Consider the following 19106-nt stretch of genomic DNA (forward strand, 5'->3'; position numbering starts at 1 on the left):
TGTCCGGATCCGCACTTGGATTCCCGGACGGGAGGCACGCGATGCGAGGTGGGGAGGGAATTAACCCGCCGGGCTCAGAACTCCTCGTCGAAGCCGACCGAGCCCTCGACCGCCATCTGGTACGCGGAGGCGCGGCGCTCGAAGAAGTTGGTCAGCTCCTGGACGTTCTGCAGCTCCATGAAGGAGAACGGGTTCTCCGAGCCGAAGACCGGCTTGAAGCCCAGGCGCTGCAGGCGCTGGTCGGCGACGCACTGGAGGTACTCGCGCATGGACTCGGTGTTCATGCCCGGCAGGCCCTCGCCGCACAGGTCGCGGCCGAACTGCAGCTCCGCGTCGACGGCCTCCTTCAGCATGTCGGTGACCTGCTGCTGGAGCTCGTCGTCGAAGAGGTCGGGCTCCTCCTGGCGGACGGTGTCCACGACCTCGAACGCGAAGTTCATGTGCATGGTCTCGTCGCGGAAGACCCAGTTGGTGCCGGTCGCCAGGCCGTGCAGCAGGCCGCGGCTGCGGAACCAGTACACGTAGGCGAAGGCGCCGTAGAAGAACAGGCCCTCGATGCACGCGGCGAAGCAGATCAGGTTGAGCAGGAAGCGGCGGCGGTCGGCCTTCGTCTCCAGCCGCTCCAGCTTCTCGACCTCGTTGATCCACTTGAAGCAGAACTGGGCCTTCTCACGGATGGAGGGGATGTTCTCCACCGCGTCGAACGCCGCGGCGCGGTCGTCCGGGTCGGGCAGGTAGGTGTCCAGCAGCGTCAGATAGAACTGGACGTGCACGGCCTCCTCGAAGAGCTGCCGCGACAGGTACAGCCGCGCCTCGGGGGAGTTGATGTGCTTGTACAGCGTCAGGACCAGGTTGTTGGCCACGATCGAGTCACCGGTCGCGAAGAACGCGACCAGGCGGCCGATCATGTGCTGCTCGCCCGGGGAGAGCTTGGCGAGGTCGGCGACGTCCGAGTGGAGGTCGACCTCCTCCACGGTCCAGGTGTTCTTGATCGCGTCGCGGTAGCGGTCGTAGAAGTCCGGGTACCGCATGGGGCGCAGCGTCAGCTCGAAGCCGGGGTCGAGCAGGTTCTTCTGGCGTTCGGTCGACATTACTGGCAGGCCTCGCAGGACTCGGGGTTCTCAAGGGAGCAGGCGATGGCGTCCGCGTCGGGCGCGGCCTGCTGCACGGGGATGGTGGCGGGGGCGGCGGCGGTACCGCCGGACGCCGCGCGGGCGATCCGGGTCGCCGGGCGCGAGCGCAGGTAGTACGTCGTCTTGATGCCCTGCTTCCAGGCGTACGCGTACATCGAGCTGAGCTTGCCGATGGTGGGCGAGGCCATGAAGAGGTTCAGCGACTGGCTCTGGTCCAGGTACGGCGTACGGGACGCGGCCATGTCGATCAGGGCGCGCTGCGGGATCTCCCAGGCGGTGCGGTAGAGGTCGCGCACCTCCTGCGGGATCCAGCGCATCTCCTGGATCGAGCCGTTGGCCTCGGTCATCGCTTCGCGGGTGGTGCGGTCCCACACGCCGAGCTCCTTGAGGTCCTCCACCAGGTAGGTGTTGACCTGAAGGAACTCACCGGAGAGCGTCTCGCGCTTGAAGAGGTTGGAGACCTGCGGCTCGATGCACTCGTACACGCCGGCGATGGAGGCGATGGTGGCCGTCGGGGCGATGGCGAGCAGCAGCGAGTTGCGCATGCCGACCTCGGCGATGCGGGCGCGCAGCGCCTCCCAGCGGTCCTCCCAGGCGGCGACGGCGTTGGGGTAGTGGTCCGGGTGCAGCACGCCGCGGGCGGTGCGGGTCGCGGACCAGGCCGGGTGCGGGCCGTGCCGCTCGGCGAGGTCGGCGGAGGCCTCGTACGCCGCGAGCATGATGCGCTCGGAGATGCGGGTGGACAGCTCCTTCGCCTCGGGCGAGTCGAAGGGCATGCGCAGGCGGAAGAAGACGTCCTGCAGGCCCATCAGGCCCAGGCCCACCGGGCGCCAGCGGTTGTTGGAGCTGCCGGCCTGCTCAGTCGGGTAGAAGTTGATGTCCACGACGCGGTCGAGGAAGGTGACGGCCGTGCGGACCGTGCGGTCGAGCTTCTCCCAGTCCATCTCGCCGCCGGCACCGAGGTGCTGCGCGAGGTTGACGGAGCCCAGGTTGCAGACCGCGGTCTCGCCGTCGTTCGTGACCTCGAGGATCTCGGTGCAGAGGTTCGAGGAGTGGACGACCGCGCCCTTCTCGGCCGTCTGGTTGGCGGTGCGGTTGGCGGCGTCCTTGAACGTCATCCAGCCGTTGCCGGTCTGCGCGAGGGTGCGCATCATGCGGGCGTAGAGCACGCGGGCCGGGATCTGCTTGACGGCCTTGCCCTCGGCCTCGTACTTGCGGTACGCGGCGTCGAACTCGTCGCCGTAGAGGTCGACCAGGTCGGGCGTGTCGGCCGGGGAGAACAGCGACCACTCGGCGTCGGCCTCGACGCGGCGCATGAACTCGTCCGGGATCCAGTGCGCGATGTTGAGGTTGTGGGTGCGGCGGGCCTCCTCACCGGTGTTGTCGCGGAGCTCCAGGAACTCCTCGATGTCGGCGTGCCAGGTCTCGAGGTAGACGCAGGCCGCGCCCTTGCGGCGGCCGCCCTGGTTGACGGCGGCGACGGAGGCGTCGAGGGTGCGCAGGAACGGCACGATGCCGTTGGAGTGGCCGTTGGTGCCGCGGATCAGCGAGCCGCGCGAGCGGATGCGGCTGTACGACAGGCCGATGCCGCCGGCGTGCTTCGACAGGCGCGCCACCTGGTGGTAGCGGTCGTAGATCGAGTCCAGCTCGTCCAGCGGGGAGTCCAGCAGGTAGCAGGACGACATCTGCGGGTGGCGGGTGCCGGAGTTGAAGAGCGTGGGGGAGGACGGCAGGTACGACAGGGTGCTCGTCAGGCCGTACAGCTCGGCGACGTCGGCGACGGCGCGCACGGAGTGGTCCTCGGCCAGGCCGCAGGCCACGCGCAGCAGGAAGTGCTGCGGGGTCTCGATCACGTTGCGGGTGATCGGGTGGCGCAGCAGGTAGCGGCTGTGCAGGGTGCGCAGGCCGAAGTAGCCGAAGCGGTCGTCGGCGCCGTCGGCGAGGGCCGTCTCGACCAGCTCGTCCAGGCGCGCGGCGTGGGTGGCCACGAAGGCGGCGGTGTCGTCCGCGATCAGGCCTTCCCGGTGGCCGACGGCGACCGAGGCGGAGAAGGACGTGGCGCCCTGGCCGGCGGCCTCATCGGCGATCGCGCGGGTGAGCAGCCGGGCGGCGAGCTTGGAGTACTCGGGCTCCTCGGCGATCAGCCCGGCGGCGGCCTCGGTGGCGAGGGAGCGCAGCTCGGCCTCGTCCGAGCTCGCGCTCCGGCCCCGCAGCGCGGCGGCGGCGACCTTGCCCGGGTCGGTGGCGGGAAGGTCGGCGGTGAGGTCGGTCAGGGTGCGCAGCAGCGCGGTCCCGGGGCCGCCGGTCGCTTCTTCCGCAGTCACTGAGACGGACCCTGAAACCGGGTCTGCGGGCGCGATGGTCACTGAGGCTCTCCCTCGCTCGGCTGGGTGGGCCGGCGGGAGGGCACGACGGTCGCGCACGGGCACGCCTGATGGACCAGGGCATGCCTCGTAGGCGTCCGCCGGCCCAACCCGCGAGGCCCGGACGAATTCAACGCCCATAGCCGAGCCCAGGGCAGGCTCGGTGGAGGGCGTGCTGCCGGCAGGTACTCGGACTCCTGCATGCGCGGCTTAACGGCATACATGCACCGTTGCGGGACAGTTCCGGATTTTCACCGGATTCCCCTGCGACGACAGCGAGGACGAGCATACATCTAGTGCCGCCCCTCGCACGCGCCCCCACATGTTGTGTCGCGCGGTAAGCGCATGGGTCGGAATGTGTTATCAGGCCCCGGTGTTGAGGGTGGGTTCGCAGGTCGGAGGGGGGTCGGGCGCGGGGCACGGCGAAGGGCCGTCACGCCCCTTCCAGGGGGGCGTGACGGCCCGGTCGGCTCCGCGGGGCGAGGGCCCCGCGGAGGGTCGCTCTAATGGCCTCCAGGGGCCCCTGCGGTGGCCGGCGGGAGCTCGCTCCGGACCCCGGGGTCGCCGGCGTCCGCCGTGTAGTCCGCCGCCGTGGTCTCGTCCGTGCCGTCCGGCACGCGGAGCGCCTTCAGGGCGAACGTCAGAACGATGACGACGATCACATTGAGCGCGAAGGCGGTGAGCCCGATATAGCCCTTTTCTCCAATAAGGGGGATGAGGTTGGTATTCCCGAAATGATCCTGCGTCGCGCTCGGCGTGTCGTACGCCTTCCAGGTGCCGTACCCCATCCCTGCGGCCCAGCCGGCCAGCAGGGCCCAGCGGTGGAACCAGCGGGTGAAGAGCCCGCCCACGAGCGCGGGGACGGTCTGCAGGATCCAGATGCCACCGAGCAGCTGGAAGTTGATGGCGACGGTCTTGTCCATGGTGAGGACGAAGACGAGCGCGCCGACCTTCACCAGCAGCGAGGCGAGCTTGGAGACCTTCGCCTCGTGCCCGGGCGAGGCGTCCGGCCGGATGAAGTCCTTGTAGATGTTGCGGGTGAAAAGGTTCGCCGCGGCGATCGACATGATCGCGGCCGGGACCAGGGCGCCGATGCCGATGGCGGCGAAGGCCACGCCCGTGAACCAGTCCGGGAACATGTTCTCGAACAGCTGGGGGATCGCGAGCTGCCCGTTCTTCACCTTGATCCCCGCGGCGATGGCCATGAAGCCGAGCATCGCGAGCAGGCCCAGCATCAGGGAGTACAGCGGCAGGATCGTGGTGTTGCGGCGGATGACGTTGCGGCCTTTGCTGGAGAGAACCGCGGTCACCGAGTGGGGGTAGAGGAAGAGCGCCATCGCCGAGCCGAGCGCGAGCGTCGCGTACGCCCACTGCGCGTCCGGACCGCTCACCAGGGCGCCGCGCGGCTTTCCGGTCTCCGGGTTCTTGACCGCGAACGCTTCGCCCGCCTTGCTGAAGATGTGGTCGAAACCGCCCAGCTTGATGGGGATGTAGATGATCGCCACGATGATCACGATGTAGATCAGCGCGTCCTTGACGAAGGCGATCAGCGCGGGCGCCCGCAGCCCGGAGGAGTAGGTGTAGGCCGCGAGCACGCCGAAGGCGATGAGCAGCGGCAGATCCTTCATAAACCAGTTCGACCCGCCACCCACGCCCAGCACGTCCAGGACCGCCTGGATGCCGACGAGCTGCAGCGCGATGTACGGCATCGTCGCGAGGATGCCGGTGAGCGCGAGGGCGAGCGAGAGGCCCTTCGAGCCGAAGCGGCCGCGGACGAAGTCCGACGACGTCACGTAGCCGTGCTTGTGGGAGACCGACCACAGACGGGGCAGGAAGGTGAAGACCAGGGGGTAGCAGAGGATCGTGTACGGCACCGCGAAGAAGCCGGCCGCACCGCCCGCGTAGATCGCCGCCGGGACGGCCACGAAGGTGTACGCGGTATAGAGGTCGCCGCCGAGCAGGAACCAGGTGACCCAGGTGCCGAAGGACCGGCCGCCCAGCCCCCACTCGTCGAGGTTGTCCGCATTCTCCGCACGCCGCCACTTCGAGGCCATGAAGCCCATGACCGTCACGGCGAGGAAGAAGAAGATGAAGACGGCGAGCGCCACGCCGTTCACGCCGTCCTTCATCGCCGCTCACCCGCCTTGCGGGCCCGCTCCTGGCGCCGCACGAGCACGTAGGCGACGACGGTGAGCAGGGTCGATACGGGCACCCACAGCATCTGGTACCAGTAGAAGAAGGGGATGCCGATGAAGGCGGGCGCGGTCCTGGCGTAGGAGTCGACCCACAGCATCGCGACGAACGGTACGGCCAGACACAGCCCCGCCACGGCCAGGGGCACGGTGACGACCGCCCTCCTGCCGCCCTCCGGTGGTTCCGTCATGGTGACTCCCCCCTGTGTGATCACTGCGTGATGCGCAGGAAATCTAGGCGAGGGCCCCGCTGGGCGTCACCCCCTGTCCGCATATCGGTATGACAACGACATCGGGCCTGTTGAAAAGGCGTTCCGTTTATGGTGAGTTGATGGACATGGAGGGGACTTGAGGTGGGCGGTCGCCGGCTGCGGCGACGTCGTGCGGGGTCGCGTACTGCCGGCCCTGCGCGGCCTGGGCGAGGAGACGGCGTACGTCTGGGGGAGGGACCCGGCGCGCGCCGCCCGCACGGCCGCGGAGCACGGGGTGCCCGCGGGCGGTGACGACCTCGGCCGGCTCACGGCCGCCGACGCGGTGTACGTGGCCACGCCCGTCGCGGCGCACGTGCCCCTCGCGCTCCACGCGCTGCGCGCCGGCTGCCACGTCCTGGTCGAGAAGCCCCTGGCGGGCGCGCTCGGCGGCGGGGGTGTCCTGGCGGCGGAGGCGGCCCGGACGGGGCTGTGCGCAGGCGTGGCGTACCACCGCAGACTGGGGCCTGCCGCACGGCAGTTGCGCGAGGCGCTGACGACGTGCGAGCCCGCGCGCGTGCAGATCACCTTCTGCGCCCCCTTCGATCCGGCGCCGGAGGACCCTGCGCACTGGCGCACCGACCCGGCCGTGGCCGGCGGCGGCGTGCTCGCCGACGCGGGCAGCCACCGGCTGGACCTGCTGCTGTCGGTCCTGGGCCCGCCCGTGCGCGTGGGCGCGCGCTTCGGCCGCAGGTTCGCCGCCGGGGCCGAGCGCCGCGCGCACATCTCCCTGGGCTGGGCGTCGGGCACGTCGGCCGAGTGCCGCTTCGCCTGGATCGGCGGCACCGAGCGCGACCGCCTCGACGTCACCGCCGGGGGCCGCTTCCTGTCGCTGGACCCGCTGGACGCGGAGCTCGGACCCGAGCCGCACGTGCCGCTGATCGCCGATTTCACGGCGGCGGTGCGGGAGGGGCGGGAGCCCGCCTGCCCCGTGACGGAGGCCGTCCTCGTGGACGACGTCATCACGGCGGCCTGCTGGGCGGCGCGCTTCCGTAATAACTGAGCAACGAGCCGGCAGCCGCCGGGCAGGATTAGCGCGATCATGACAACCGGTTCCGCGCGGCCGCCGATCGCCCCGGTGTGTGATGCATGCGCCCCCCCGTACTGCCGCCCGTAAAGCAATTACGTGTGTAATGCACGGGTAATGCGTTCCTCCGCATATTGCAATGAAGACGCAGCTGATGGGGCCCGTGGTTGCAGCTGAGACGGAATCAATTCCTCCAAAATCTCCGGGGAATCGAATAGTTCGGGACTGTACCAATCCAGCGTCAAGTAGCCATCGACGTCCGTTTTTTGACGAAAAATTTCTCTTTCACGAGGAGGTAATACACGGGTAAAGTGTTGGTCTCCGCAGTCGTGCACAATGGCTGCAGACAGACAGCCGGTGCCCGTGCTCCGATGCTGTAGCACCGGCATGCGCTCGCATGCTCGTCATGCTCGACCCGACCCGACCACACCGCGCCCCGGCGTCATGCCGCGGTACGCAGGAGGCAGGCCATCATGAAGTCCCTCATTGACAACGCGCGTTCCTTCGCCGCCACGCACGTGGCCGATCCGGAGCGCGCCGAAAGTTTCCGCGCGCTCGAAGCGGGCCAGTCGCCCGAGACGTTGTTCATCACGTGCTCCGACTCCCGCGTCGTCCCCGCGCTGTTCACCGGGGCGTCCCCCGGAGAGCTCTTCGAGCTCCGTACCGCCGGGAACATCGTCCCGGAATACCGCAGTGACGACCCCTCCGGCGAGAGCGCCACGATCGAATACGCGGTGCGCGTGCTGGGCGTCCGCGACATCATCGTGTGCGGCCACTCCCACTGCGGTGCCGTCACCGCCGTCGTCCGCGGCGACGATCTCTCCTCCGTCCCCGCCGTCCAGGGCTGGCTCGAGCGGTCCGTTCCCGCCGACGCCCCCGCCCGGGCGGTCGAGACGTTCACCGATGACATGGCGGAGGCCGTGCAGCGGCACGCCGTCGCCCAGCTGGAGACGCTCCGCTCCTACCCCTGCGTCCAAGAGCGCATGGAGCAGGGCACGTTGGGGTTGCACGCCTGGTACTACGAGGTGCATACCGGCGCGGTCGAAGTCCACCTCCCCGAGAGCGACCCGGTGTCGTTCGGACCCCTGTGATCCGTCCTCACGTGACCTCCAAGGGACCCTCACCCATGTTCTCCGCCCTCAAGCAGCCCGCCGTCCTGCGTCAGGACGCGCTCGCTTCGCTCGTCGTCTTCCTCGTGGCCCTGCCGTTGTGCGTCGGCGTGGCCGTGGCCTCCGGGGTTCCGGCCGAACTCGGCCTGATCACCGGCATCGTCGGCGGCATCGTCGTCGGCGCCCTGCCCGGCAGTACGTTCCAGGTCAGCGGCCCCGCGGCCGGGCTGACCGTGCTCGTCTTCGAGGCCGTCCGGGAATTCGGCCTGGGCATGCTCGGCGCCATCGTGCTGGCCACCGGCGTGCTGCAACTCGTCCTCGGATTCCTGAAGTTCGGACGCTGGTTCCGTGCGATCTCCGTCTCGGTCGTGCACGGCATGCTCGCCGGTATCGGGCTCGTCCTGATCTTCGGGCAGTTGTACACGATGGCCGGCGTCAAACAGCCGCGCTCCGGCGTGGACAAGATCGCCGGCATCCCCGGCCTGGTCGGCGACATCGCCACCCACAGCGCCGCCCTGACCGCCTTCGCGGTCGGCGCCGGGACCATCGCCGTGCTCGTCGTGTGGAAGAAGCTGCCCGCCAAGGCGCAGCTGGTGCCGGCGCCGCTGGTGGCGGTCGCCCTGGCCACGGCCGTGACGGCGCTGGGCGGCCTCGACGTGGCCAACGTCGAGGTGCGCGGGCTCGCCGATGCCATCCAGCCGCCCGGGCTGAACGACCTGACGTCGCTGGGCGGCCTCGCGGTCCTCGGCACCGTCATCGCCTTCACCTTGATCGCGTCGGCGGAGACGCTGTTCAGCGCGGCCGCGGTCGACCGTATGCACGACGGGCCGCGCACGCACTACGACAAGGAGCTGCTGGCCCAGGGCGTGGGCAATGCGGTGTGCGGCGTGCTCGGCGCCCTCCCCATGACGGCGGTGATCGTCCGTAGCTCCGCCAACGTCCAGGCGGGCGCGAAGACGTCGCTCTCCCGCGTCCTGCACGGCGCGTGGCTGCTGCTCTTCGCCGTGCTGCTGCCGGCGGCGATCGGTGTCATCCCGCTGGCGGCGCTGGCGGGCGTGCTGGTCCACGCCGGCTGCAAGCTGGTGCCGGTGAAGGAGCTCGGCCCGCTGTGGCGCGAGCACCGCGGCGAGGTCGTCGTCCTCGGCGTGACCGCCGTCGCCATCGTGACGACCAGCATGTTCGAGGGTGTGGTGCTCGGCATCCTGCTGGCCGTGGTGAAGACGGCGTGGGACACCTCGAAGGTCCAGCTCGACGTCCGTGAACTCACCGACGGCCGGATGGTCGCGACGGTGGTGGGGAACGCCACGTTCCTGCGGCTGCCCCGGATCCTGGAGACGCTGGAGGCCCTCCCGCAGGACCGGCCCATCGAGATCGACCTGTCGGGCGTGCGCCATCTGGACCACGCGTGCCGTACGGCCCTGGAGGGCTGGGCGGCCCGGCACAACGGCCCCGGCATCGAGCCGGTGCGGATGCGGCACCCGGAGCCGGAGCCGGCCCCCGAGCCGGAGAAGGCAGTGGTGTAACAGGCCAACTGCAGTCGTACCACAGCCAAGTGAGTGCGCGTCACTTGGTAAACCGTTGACACTGGCTTGGCCAACGCTTTACTGTCTGTTGCGGCGGCACAAATGCACTGTCATCGCCGCAATTCCTCACTTTTCGGAGGTGCGTTATGGAAAAGCTGATCAAGAAGATGGCGCAGGAGAACGTCTGGCGCGGCTGGGTGGCCGCCAACTCGGCCCAGGCCGCGAAGGACGGCTGCATCAGCGCCGCCCCCAAGGCCGGCTGCATCAGCGCGGCGCCCAAGGCGGGTTGTATCTCCTGACCACCGGAGACTGACCGAAGCGAGCGGAGTGGACCGTGACCACCGTGTGTGCGCGGTCCACTCCGTGCGTACCGGCCCCGTCAGCGCCGTGCGGGGCCTTCCGTTCTCCGATCACTCCCGGGGTGGCACATGGATGGGCAGCCGACGGCCGGCGTCGTCGAGCAGATCAGGGACATACCGATCTACCGCGCGTCGATCGAGCGGGGACACTTCCCCGTACTCGAGAAACCCGAGATAGCCGACGGTTTCCCGGACAACTGGATGACTCCCGCCCTGGAGAAGGCGCTTGAGGCGGGCGAGGCCGAGTTCGTCCTCTCCACGGGCACCAACCACGCCCGGATGCAGATCATCCGGCCTCCCTACTTCCTGCTCAACTCGTACTACCGGCTGTGGAGCGAACACCCCGATATCTCCGGCACCTGGGAGCAGGGCTGCCGCAGGGTCTCGCTGACCACGGTGCTGGCGACCGAGCACGTGGCACGGGTGAACGCCAAGAAGCGCGGGGCCGAGCCGAGCCCCGTCCCGGACCTCGACGACCGGCGGCTCGACGAGCGGACGCTCTACGTCAACCTCCGCCTCGATCCCGCGCTGTGGACGCGCGAAGAGGTCGAGCGGATGCTCGGGGAGATCGAGACGGCCCGCCGGGAACACCCCGAAGGCCGCTACCACCTCGACTGCTCCGGCTACCACCTGGCGCATCTGGTGCACAAGGCCCGGGCGTGGGGCCTGTGGGAGGCCTTCCCGCGGCCCGACAGCATCATCCACGCCTACGAATACACTCCGGCCAACGTCCGGCGGTACCTGCACGAGCACTTCGACTGCCCGGTCATCGACCTCTTCGGCAGCACCGAGCTCGGCTACCTCTACTACAGCGACCGTCACGGCCGCTACCGGCCGTACCTCGACAAGATGAGCGTCGAGCTGATCCCGGTCGCCCCCGGCAGCACGCTCTACAGCCTCATCGTCTCCAGCGTCCGCAATCCGTACATGCCGCTGATCCGCTACCGCTCCGGCGACTGCGCGCGCACCCTGGACGGCACGCCGGACCCCACCAAGATCTCCAGCTTCTGCGGCCGGGAGAAGGAACTGCTCGCCGCGCCGGACGGGCCCGTGGCCCAGGGGGACCTCGACGAGCGCATCAGCGCCGCCGCGCCCGGGATCTTCCTGCACCAGCTGCGCGTGGAGGACGGCGGCACCACGGCCCGCCTGCTGTACACGACCTTCGACGGCGGTCCGCTCGGGCAGGCGCAGAGCGCCGCGCTGGAGCTCGGCGTCCGCGAGCTGACCGGGCTGCCGTGCGCCCTGGAGCACCGGGAGCACATTCCCATCGGGAAGTCCGGCAAGTACGCCTGGCTCGCACGCGACCTCTGAACCCTCTGAACATCAGGACTACGGGAACGGGACGACCCCATCATGGCCACTACTCCGCAGCCGAACACGCCCCCGAAGGTCTCCGCCGACGACCTCAAGGCGCTGCTCGGTGAACAGCTGCACGCCGAAGTGGTGCGGTACTTCACCGGCAGCACGGGCGGGGAGCCCGACTACGTCGAGCGCCAGGTCCTGGAGGCCCTGCGCTACCTCTACCTGGTCTCCCGCCACCGCGAGCGGCTCAGCGGCCTCTTCCTGCCGGTCGAGCAGGAGATCGACGAGATCTGGCACTACCTGATCCTGCAGACGCGCGAGTACCGGGAGCTGTGCGAGGAGCGTCTGCCGGGACGTTTCTTCATCCACCACCGCAGCATCGCCTACGAGGACTACCAGCAGGAGCCCGGCCGCGAGCAGGTCATCGAGGAGGCGCTGCGCTGGATCCCGCTGTACGTCGCGGAGTTCGGCCCGTTCGACGAGGGCGCGCTGCCCCACTGGACGATCGTGCGCTTCCTGCACCGGCAGCTGGACATGCCGCTGGAGGAGATAGCCGCGCTGGAGCCGCTGCAGGCCGCGTAGCACGCCGTCCACCGACACGCAGGGAGAGGGAAAAGCCATGGGCGCTCGGCCCGCTGCACCGGCCACGCACGGCACCCCGGGGAGCGCCACCGGCCCCGAACAGAAGCGGATCATGTCCGTCCTGGTGATCTCCCAGGTGCTCAGCGGAGCGGGCCTCGCCGCCGGGATCACCGTCGGCGCGCTGCTCGCGGAGGACATGCTGGGCTCGACCGGCCTGGCCGGCGTGCCCAGCGGGCTGTTCACCGCCGGTGCGGCGCTCGGAGCCATGGTCATCGGCCGCCTCAGCGAGCGCTGGGGCCGCCGGCCCGGCCTCACCCTCGGCCACGCGACCGCCGCCCTCGGCAGCCTCGGGGTCGTGGTGGCGGCCGCCCTGGACACGGTGCCGCTGCTGTTCCTCTCCCTCTTCGTCTACGGGGCGGGCACGGCCGTCAACCTGCTCGCCCGGTACGCGGGCGCGGACCTCGCGCCGCCCGCGCGCCGGGCGAGCGCGGTGAGCACCGTGCTCCTGGCCACCACGTTCGGCGCGGTCGTCGGCCCCAACCTGGTGACCGTCACCGGGGACGTCGCGCACGCCTGGGGCATACCCCGGCTCGCCGGGCCGTTCCTCCTGGCCGTCGTCGCCTACGCGGCGGCCGCGGTCGTCATGGGCACCTCGCTGCGGCCCGACCCGCTGCTGCGGGCCCGCGAACTGGCCGCGGCGGAGGCGGCCGACCGGGCCGCCGCGGGCGGTGCGGATGCCGGGGGTACGGAGGGTGGCCCTGCGGGGGAGAGGGCCCACGTGCGCGGGGTGGCCACGGGGACGGCGGTGATGGTCCTCAGCCAGCTCGTGATGATCGGCATCATGACGATGACGCCCGTCCACATGAGCGCCCACGGGCACGGCACGCAGGCCACCGGCCTGGTCATCGCCCTCCATGTGGCGGCGATGTTCCTGCCGTCCCCGCTCACCGGCAGGCTCGTCGACCGTTTCGGCGCGCCGCGGGTCGCCGCGGCCGCCGGGGTCACCCTGCTCCTGGCCGGACTGCTCGCCGCCCTCGCCCCGCCGCACCAGGGCGCGGCCCTCGCCGCGGCGCTCGTCCTGCTGGGCCTCGGCTGGAACTTCGGCCTGGTCAGCGGCACCGCCATGATCACCGAAGCGGTGCCGCTCGCCACGCGCGCCTCGACCCAGGGCCTCGTCGACGTCGGCATCGCCATCGCGGGCTCCACCGGCGGGATGACCTCGGGCCTGGTCGTCGCCGGCAGCGGCTACCCGGCCCTCGCCGCCGGCGGCGGCCTGCTGGCCCTGGCGATCGTACCGGTGGTCGCCTACTCCTCCGCGGGCCTCCGCAGCCGCGCGACGCTGCGGCGTTCCGAGGGCTGACGCCCGGGCCCCGGGCTGTGTCGTTCCGGGGGATAACCCCCGGACCCCCAGCCAGGCCGGGGGCCGCCTATTCCCCCGCGGGCCTCCGCAGCCGCGCCACGCTGTGTTGTTCCGGGGGATAACCCCCGGACCCCCAGCCGGGGCCGGGTGCCCCCTATTCCTCCGCCGGCCTCCGCAGTCGCGCCACGAACTTGTACCGGTCGCCGCGGTAGACCGATCTGACCCACTCCACCGGCTCCCCCTTGGCGTCCAGGGAGTGGCGGGAGAGCATCAGCATCGGCAGGCCCACGTCCGTGCCCAGCAGGCCCGCCTCGCGCGGCGTGGCCAGGGACGTCTCGATGGTCTCCTCCGCCTCGGCGAGCCGGACGTCGTAGACCTCGGCGAGCGCGGTGTACAGCGAGGTGTACTTCACGAGGCTGCGCCGCAGCGCCGGGAACCGCTTGGCCGACAGGTGGGTCGTCTCGATCGCCATCGGCTCGCCGCTGGCGAGCCGCAGCCGCTCGATGCGCAGGACGCGGCCGCCCGTCGCGATGTCCAGCAGCTTGGAGAGCCGGTCGTCGGCGGTGACGTAGCCGATGTCCAGGAGCTGGGAGGCCGGCTCCAGGCCCTGGGCGCGCATGTCCTCCGTATAAGAGGTCAGTTGCAGCGCCTGCGAGACCTTGGGCTTGGCGACGAACGTCCCCTTGCCCTGGATGCGCTCCAGCCGCCCCTCCACGACCAGTTCCTGGAGCGCCTGGCGGACGGTCGTGCGGGAGGTGTCGAACTCCGCGGCCAGGGTCCGCTCCGGCGGCACGGGGGTGCCGGGGGGCATGGTTTCGGTCATGTCCAGCAAATGGCGTTTGAGGCGGTAGTACTTGGGAACGCGCGCGATCCGCGCGCCGCCCGACGCGCTGCCGCCCTCGGCCGTACCACCGTCGGTCGCCATCGTCCGCCTTCCCGACTCCGATCCTGCTGCTGTCACCGGCTCCTCCGTCTGTCGCGGTCACATGGTGGCACGGGCAGAGCCCGAGGGGCCCGGAGACGCCCAGGTCGACCTCGAGGTGTCGGTCCGGTAACGGAGCCGACAGCGACTCTTATACACCCTTGACACCCCAAAAGGTCTAGGCCAAGCTGCGGGCACTGGTCTAAACCATTAAAGACCACATTCGGTCCTTGAGGAGAGTGCTGTGAAGCGAGGGCTCATAGCGGCGACGGGCGTCGCGGCCATGTTGGTGAGTGTTGCTGCCTGTGGGTCCAGCGACGGTGACGGGGGATCGGGTGACGGGAGCAAGGCCAAGAGCCTGACCGTCTGGTTCATGGACGGCTCGAACCCGCCGGGCTGGACCAAGTCCGTCCAGGCCGAGTTCGAACAGAAGACCGGCGCCAAGCTGGACGTCCAGGTCCAGAAGTGGGACGGCATCCAGCAGAAGCTGACCACGGCCCTCTCCGAGTCCAGCCCGCCGGACGTGGTCGAGGTCGGCAACACCCAGACCCCCTCCTACGCGCAGACGGGCGGCCTCGCCGACCTCGGGGACCTGAAGAAGGAGATCGGCGCCGACTGGTCCGAGTCGCTCAACAAGCCCTCGGTCTTCGAGGGCAAGCAGTACGCCGCGCCCTGGTACGCCGCGAGCCGCGTCGTCATCTACAACAAGAAGGTGTGGGCCGACGCGGGCGTCACCGAGGTCCCCAAGACCCGCGCCGACTTCTTCAAGGCCCTGGAGGCCATCCAGAAGAAGGGCGAGGCCGAGCCGCTCTACCTGCCCGGCCAGAACTGGTACTTCTTCGACGGCCTGACCATCGGCACCGGCGCGGACCTGGTGAAGAAGGACGGCAAGAAGTGGGTGTCCAACCTCGCCGACCCCAAGGTCGCCAAGGCCATGGAGATCTACAAGCAGTACCAGGCCTTCAGCAAGGCCCCCAAGGACAAGGACGAGGCCACCCCGCAGCAGGCCGACGTCTTCGCCAAGGGCAAGACCGGCGCCTTCATCGGCATGGGCTGGGAGGCGGGCACCGCCGTCAAGGCCAACCCGGCCATCGAGAAGGACCTCGGCTACTTCACCATCCCCGGTGAGACCGCCGGCAAGCCCGAGGGCGTCTTCCTCGGCGGCTCCAACCTCGCCGTGGCCGCGGGCAGCAAGAAGCAGGAGCTCGCCAAGGAGTTCCTGAAGATCGCGCTGTCCGACAAGAACGAGGGCGCGCTGGCCAAGGAGGTCGGCTCCCTCCCCAACAAGGAGTCCCTGCTGGCGCAGGTGAAGGGCAACCCGGCCGCCGAGGCCGCGGCCCCGGCCGCCAAGGGCGGCGGCACCACCCCGCTGATCCCCGAGTGGGCCGCGGTGGAGAACGCCCCGAACCCGATCAAGGCGTACATGACGGCCGTGCTCAACGGCAAGTCCCCCGAGGACGCCGCCAAGCAGGTCGAGGCGGACATCAACAAGCGCCTCAGCCAGAAGCAGTGACCCGACGGCCGGGTAGGGGGCCGTGAACGACGGCCCCCTACCCGGCCGCGCACCACAGCAATACCGTTCGACAGGGGAGAAGGCGGACGACGATGTCAGCGCAGATCGAAGAGGTGGCGGCCACCGGGCCCGCCTCCCGGACCGGCAAGGGCGCCGCTCCGCCGCCCCGCCGCGGACCGGGCCGGCTCGTCCGGGGCGTGCCGTATCTGCTGATCCTCCCCGCCGCCGCCGTCACGGTGCTGCTGCTCGGCTGGACACTGCTGAAGAACGGCCTGCTGTCGTTCCAGAACCTCGGCCCGCGCCAGCTGATCCAGCACCTCACGGAGTGGACCGGCACGGACAACTACGCCGAGCAGCTGGGAAGTTCCGAGTTCTGGGGTGTCACCGGGCGCTCGGTGGTCTTCACCCTCGCCAACGTCGTCCTCATCATGGCGCTGGGCTGTTTCATCGGCCTGCTCCTCGCCCGCCTCGGCACCGCCCTGCGGCTGCTGCTCTCGCTCGGCCTCGTCCTCGCCTGGGCCATGCCCGTCGTGGCGGCGACCACCGTCTTCCAGTGGCTGTTCGACCAGCGCTTCGGCGTCGTCAACCACGTGCTGGACAAGCTCGGCTGGCACTCCATGGCCGGCTACAGCTGGACCAGCGGGCAGTTCTCCACCTTCTTCGTGATCACCGTGCTGATCGTCTGGCAGTCGGTGCCCTTCGTGGCCATCAACCTCTACGCGGCGACCACCACGATCCCCAAGGAGCTCTACGAGGCGGCCGCGCTGGACGGCGCAGGCGCCCGGAAGCAGTTCACCTCGGTGACCTTCCCCTTCCTCAAGCCCTTCTTCCTGGCCACGACGTTCCTCGAAGTCATCTGGATCTTCAAGTCGTTCACCCAGGTGTTCGCGATCAACGAGGGCGGGCCGGACCGGCTCACGGAGACCCTCCCCGTCTACGCCTTCCAGGAAGGCTTCGGCAGCCAGCACTTCGGGATGGGCGCCGCCATCTCCATCCTGACCATCGTGATCCTGCTGGCCCTGACGGCGTACTACCTGCGCCTGGTGCTCAAGCAAGAGGAGGACGAGCTGTGAGGCGATCGACCCTGGGCCGGATCTGGCCGGGAGCGACCGCGGTCGTTCTCTTCCTCGCGTTCGTGTTCCCCGTCTACTGGATGTTCAGCACGGCCTTCAAGGCCAACAAGGACATCGTCAGTGAGGACCCCGTCTGGTTCCCGGCCAGCCCCACCTTCGAGCACTTCGAGCGGGCGGTGGAGGCGGACGGCTTCTGGACGCTTGTGCGCAACTCCCTCACCGTCACCCTCGTCGCCGTCGCACTGTCGCTGGTGATCGCCCTGTTCGCCTCGTTCGCCGTCGCGCGGATGCGCTTCAAGGGGCGCAAGAGCTTCATCCTGGTGATGATGATGGCCCAGATGGCCCCCTGGGAGGTCATGGCCCTCGCGTACTACATCATCGTGAGGGACGCGGAGTTGCTGAACAGCCTCGTGCCGCTGATCGCCATCTACACCGTCATGGTGCTCCCCTTCACCGTCCTGACGCTGCGCGGCTACGTCGCCGCCGTGCCCAAGGAGCTGGAGGAGTCCGCGATGGTCGACGGCTGCACCCGCACCCAGGCGTTCATCAAGGTGATCTTCCCGCTGCTGGCGCCGGGCCTGATGGCCACCTCGCTCTTCGGCTTCATCACCGTCTGGAACGAGTTCCCTTACGTCCTGATCCTCAACAAGGACGCCTCGGCCCAGACCCTCCCCGTGTGGCTCACCGGATTCCGCACGGCCTTCGGCGATGACTGGGGCGCCACCATGGCCGCCTCCTCGCTCTTCGCCGTGCCCATCCTGATCCTCTTCGTCATCCTCCAGCGCAAGGCCGTCGGCGGCCTCACCTCCGGCGCAGTGAAGGGTTAGGGGCCCACTTCTCATGGACACGGACATGGACACGCTCACGCGCAACGCCCTCACCGTCCTGCAGCCCGGCTTCACCGGCACCACCGCCCCGGCGTGGCTGCTGCGCCGGCTCGGCGAAGGGCTCGCCTCCGTCGGCCTCTTCGGCCGCAACATCACCTCGCCCGAGCAGCTCTCCAAGCTCACCGCACAGCTGCGCGCCGAGTGCGGCGACGTGCTCGTCGCGATCGACGAGGAGGGCGGTGACGTCACCCGGCTGGAGGTGCGCAACGGCTCCTCCTTCCCCGGCAACCTCGCCCTCGGCGCCGTCGACGACACCGAACTGACCCGGGCCGTCGCCCGGGAGCTGGGCCGCCGGCTCGCCGCGTGCGGCGTCAACCTCAACTGGGCGCCGTCCGCCGACGTCAACTCCGACCCGGACAACCCGGTCATCGGCGTCCGGTCCTTCGGCGCCGACCCGCAGCTCGTCGCCCGGCACACCGCCGCCTACGTCGAGGGCCTGCAGTCCGCGGGCGTCGCCGCCTGCACCAAGCACTTCCCCGGGCACGGCGACACGGCCGTCGACTCCCACCACGACATGCCCCGCATCGACGCGGACCTCACCACGCTGCGGGCGCGCGAACTGGTGCCCTTCCACGCCGCGGTCGCCGCCGGCACCAAAGCCGTCATGAGCGCGCACATCCTGCTGCCCGCGCTCGACGCGGACCTGCCGGCGACCCTCAGCCCCGCCGCCCTGCACGGACTGCTGCGCGCGCCCGTCGCCGACGGGGGCCTCGGCTTCGACGGCCTGATCGTCACCGACGGCATGGAGATGCGGGCCATCGCCGGCACCCACGGGATCGAGCGCGGCAGCGTGCTGGCCATCGCCGCGGGCGCCGACGCCATCTGCGTCGGCGGCGGACTGGCCGACGAGGACACCGTGCTGCGGCTGCGCGACGCGCTCGTCGCAGCCGTACGCGCCGGCGAGCTGCAGGAGGAGCGGCTCGCCGACGCCGCGGCACGGGTGCGCGCCCTGGCGCGCTGGACCTCGGGGGCGGGTGCGGCCGAGGAGGGGAACGCGCCTGCCCCCGAGGTGGGGCTGACCGCGGCGCGGCGCGCCCTGCGGGTGACCGCCTCGCCCGCGCACGAGCCCCTCGCCGGGCCCGCCTACGTGGCCGCGTTCACCCCGCTGGCGAACATCGCCGTCGGTGACGAGACCCCCTGGGGCGTCGGCGCCGAACTGGCCCGGCTGCTGCCCGGCACGGAGACCGGCACCTACGGTCACGACGCGGCCCGCGCCTCCGACGTGCTCGATGCGGCGCGCGGACGGCGGATCGTCGCCGTCGTACGGGACGCGCACCGGCACGGGTGGATGGCGGAGGCCCTGGACGCGCTGCTCGTGGCGCGGCCGGACACGGTCGTGGTGGAGATGGGCCTGAACGAGGCCCCGCCGCGGGGGGCGTTGCACGTGGCGACGCACGGCGCGGCCCGCGTGTGCGGGGCGGCTGCGGCGGAGGTCATCGCGGGGGCGCGGGACTGACGGCCGGTCCGGTAACGGCGGAAGGGGAGCCCGGCACTGCCGGGCTCCCCTTCCGCC

General features: G+C 70.3%; 16 protein-coding genes and 1 riboswitch. Of the genes, 11 read left to right on the forward strand and 5 right to left on the reverse strand.

Annotation, left to right across the window (positions count from 1 at the left end):
* Positions 1-74: 74 nt before the first annotated feature.
* From FGW37_RS21645 to FGW37_RS21660, 4 genes are all read right to left on the reverse strand, one after another.
* Positions 75-1091: a ribonucleotide-diphosphate reductase subunit beta gene (locus FGW37_RS21645; RefSeq protein WP_058046180.1), complete on the reverse strand. Its 1017-nt coding sequence runs from the start codon at positions 1089-1091 to the stop codon at positions 75-77.
* A complete protein-coding gene (locus FGW37_RS21650) occupies positions 1091-3499 on the reverse strand; it encodes a ribonucleoside-diphosphate reductase subunit alpha (protein WP_179082565.1) in 2409 nt (802 codons plus the stop codon). The genes FGW37_RS21645 and FGW37_RS21650 overlap by 1 nt, the downstream gene beginning before the upstream one ends.
* Positions 3500-3671: 172 nt before the next feature.
* A riboswitch (adenosylcobalamin-variant (AdoCbl-variant) riboswitch) is annotated at positions 3672-3772 on the reverse strand.
* Between the two features lie 227 nt (positions 3773-3999).
* Positions 4000-5625 carry a monocarboxylate uptake permease MctP gene (gene mctP / locus FGW37_RS21655; protein ID WP_179082566.1) on the reverse strand — a complete coding sequence of 542 codons (1626 nt, stop codon included), beginning with the start codon at positions 5623-5625 and terminating at the stop codon, positions 4000-4002.
* On the reverse strand, positions 5622-5879 hold the full coding sequence (locus FGW37_RS21660) for a DUF3311 domain-containing protein (protein ID WP_179082567.1): 258 nt from the start codon (positions 5877-5879) through the stop codon (positions 5622-5624). Before FGW37_RS21660 ends, mctP begins: the two co-directional genes overlap by 4 nt.
* A gap of 157 nt (positions 5880-6036) precedes the next feature.
* Between FGW37_RS21660 and FGW37_RS21665 the strand changes: the two genes are divergently transcribed.
* The 7 genes from FGW37_RS21665 (at position 6037) to FGW37_RS21695 (ending at position 13198) form a co-directional block, all read left to right on the forward strand.
* Entirely contained in the window at positions 6037-6939 is a 903-nt protein-coding gene (locus FGW37_RS21665) for a Gfo/Idh/MocA family protein (RefSeq protein WP_179082568.1), read from the forward strand.
* Positions 6940-7436: 497 nt separating this feature from the next.
* Positions 7437-8054, forward strand: a complete 618-nt coding sequence (locus FGW37_RS21670; protein WP_179082569.1) for a carbonic anhydrase — start codon at positions 7437-7439, stop codon at positions 8052-8054.
* 35 nt (positions 8055-8089) lie between these two features.
* The gene (locus FGW37_RS21675) at positions 8090-9595 is read left to right on the forward strand and encodes a SulP family inorganic anion transporter (protein ID WP_179082570.1); all 1506 of its coding nucleotides are present in this window, start codon (positions 8090-8092) and stop codon (positions 9593-9595) included.
* A gap of 146 nt (positions 9596-9741) precedes the next feature.
* Positions 9742-9894: a hypothetical protein gene (locus FGW37_RS21680; RefSeq protein ID WP_179082571.1), complete on the forward strand. Its 153-nt coding sequence runs from the start codon at positions 9742-9744 to the stop codon at positions 9892-9894.
* A 129-nt stretch (positions 9895-10023) separates the two neighbouring features.
* Positions 10024-11265 (forward strand): hypothetical protein, encoded by a 1242-nt coding sequence (locus tag FGW37_RS21685; RefSeq protein WP_179082572.1) that lies wholly within the window; start codon positions 10024-10026, stop codon positions 11263-11265.
* 42 nt (positions 11266-11307) lie between these two features.
* Entirely contained in the window at positions 11308-11838 is a 531-nt protein-coding gene (locus FGW37_RS21690) for a glycine-rich domain-containing protein (protein ID WP_179082573.1), read from the forward strand.
* Positions 11839-11875: 37 nt separating this feature from the next.
* Complete coding sequence (locus FGW37_RS21695; RefSeq protein WP_179082574.1) at positions 11876-13198, forward strand: MFS transporter; 1323 nt, start codon at positions 11876-11878, stop codon at positions 13196-13198.
* A gap of 154 nt (positions 13199-13352) precedes the next feature.
* Here FGW37_RS21695 and FGW37_RS21700 read toward each other — a convergent pair whose 3' ends face one another.
* Positions 13353-14123 carry a GntR family transcriptional regulator gene (locus FGW37_RS21700; RefSeq protein WP_179082575.1) on the reverse strand — a complete coding sequence of 257 codons (771 nt, stop codon included), beginning with the start codon at positions 14121-14123 and terminating at the stop codon, positions 13353-13355.
* Positions 14124-14364: 241 nt separating this feature from the next.
* Here FGW37_RS21700 and FGW37_RS21705 point away from each other — a divergent pair, with 241 nt between their 5' ends.
* The 4 genes from FGW37_RS21705 (at position 14365) to FGW37_RS21720 (ending at position 19049) form a co-directional block, all read left to right on the forward strand.
* Entirely contained in the window at positions 14365-15633 is a 1269-nt protein-coding gene (locus tag FGW37_RS21705) for an extracellular solute-binding protein (RefSeq protein WP_179082576.1), read from the forward strand.
* A 92-nt stretch (positions 15634-15725) separates the two neighbouring features.
* Complete coding sequence (locus tag FGW37_RS21710) at positions 15726-16706, forward strand: carbohydrate ABC transporter permease (protein WP_179082577.1); 981 nt, start codon at positions 15726-15728, stop codon at positions 16704-16706.
* Entirely contained in the window at positions 16703-17533 is an 831-nt protein-coding gene (locus FGW37_RS21715; protein ID WP_179082578.1) for a carbohydrate ABC transporter permease, read from the forward strand. Before FGW37_RS21710 ends, FGW37_RS21715 begins: the two co-directional genes overlap by 4 nt.
* 25 nt (positions 17534-17558) lie before the next feature.
* Positions 17559-19049, forward strand: coding sequence for a glycoside hydrolase family 3 protein (locus tag FGW37_RS21720; protein ID WP_179082579.1), 1491 nt, complete (start codon positions 17559-17561; stop codon positions 19047-19049).
* The last annotated feature ends 57 nt before the right edge of the window (positions 19050-19106 follow it).

This window comes from Streptomyces rectiverticillatus, from assembly GCF_013394065.1.
GTDB lineage: Bacteria > Actinomycetota > Actinomycetes > Streptomycetales > Streptomycetaceae > Streptomyces > Streptomyces rectiverticillatus.